Raw genomic sequence first — 930 nt, forward strand, 5'->3', positions numbered from 1 at the left:
TGCAGCGAGAGCTCGCCTTGGCTCGAGCGGAGATTGCTTACCTAAAAGAGTTGGAGAAGCTCGACCGTCAAAAACAACGACAGAAAAAAGAAAAATCATTGAAAGATTGAAGCCGGACCATGCGTTAAATGATTTACTTCATGTGGCTAAAATGCCTCACTCAAGCTTTTACTATAAAGAGATTAAGCGAAATTATCACGAAGCTAAAGAAGCTATCTTATCGCTGTATAAAAAGAACAGAAAACGAGATGGTTATCGCCCCATGACGTTTAAATTACGCCAAATGGGTTTTAATTTGAATCATAAAACGGTGTTAAAGCTGATGAACGAGTTAGGGATTCATTCCATTTTACGCAAGAAAAGACATGGGAAACGTGGAAAAACATCGCATATTGCCCCGAATTTACTGAATCGTGATTTTACAGCGACGGCACTCAATCAAAAATGGGTAACGGATGTAACGGAATTTCAGGTTGGGCAAGAAAAGCTTTATTTTTCACCGTTAATGGACTTGGCTAACCGAGAAATTATTGCCTATAACTTTGCGACACGCCCGAAGTTTTCATTGGTAAAAAAGATGTTAGAACAAGGGCTTAGTAGGATTAAACCAACAGAATGTCCGATTATTCATAGCGACCGAGGTGTATTGTATGGCTCGGCGGAATGGGTAAAGATGTTGAAGGGTAAAGCGGTGCAAAGTATGAGTCGCCGAGGAAATTGCTATGATAATGCGGTGATTGAAAGCTTTTTTGCCATATTAAAATCAGAGTGCTTTTACTCTCGGACTTATCATTCAATTGCTGAATTACAGGCTGACATTGAAGAATATTTAGTGTATTACAACCAAAAACGAATTAAACTAGCTTTCAAAGGATTGAGCCCAGTGCAATACCGAGCTCAATATTTAAGTTAACTACCTGTCCAACTTTT

General features: G+C 39.1%; 1 protein-coding gene and 1 pseudogene. Both read left to right on the forward strand.

Features of this window, described 5'->3' with window-relative positions; translation table 11 throughout:
- Positions 1 to 110: pseudogene (locus DPV95_RS10650) on the forward strand (transposase); the annotation flags it as partial.
- Positions 107 to 913, forward strand: a complete 807-nt coding sequence (locus DPV95_RS10340) for an IS3 family transposase (RefSeq protein ID WP_160309367.1) — start codon at positions 107 to 109, stop codon at positions 911 to 913. The pseudogene DPV95_RS10650 and the gene DPV95_RS10340, both read left to right, overlap by 4 nt.
- Positions 914 to 930: the final 17 nt, after the last annotated feature.

The organism is Haemophilus parainfluenzae (assembly GCF_003252755.1).
Lineage (GTDB): Bacteria > Pseudomonadota > Gammaproteobacteria > Enterobacterales > Pasteurellaceae > Haemophilus_D > Haemophilus_D parainfluenzae_N.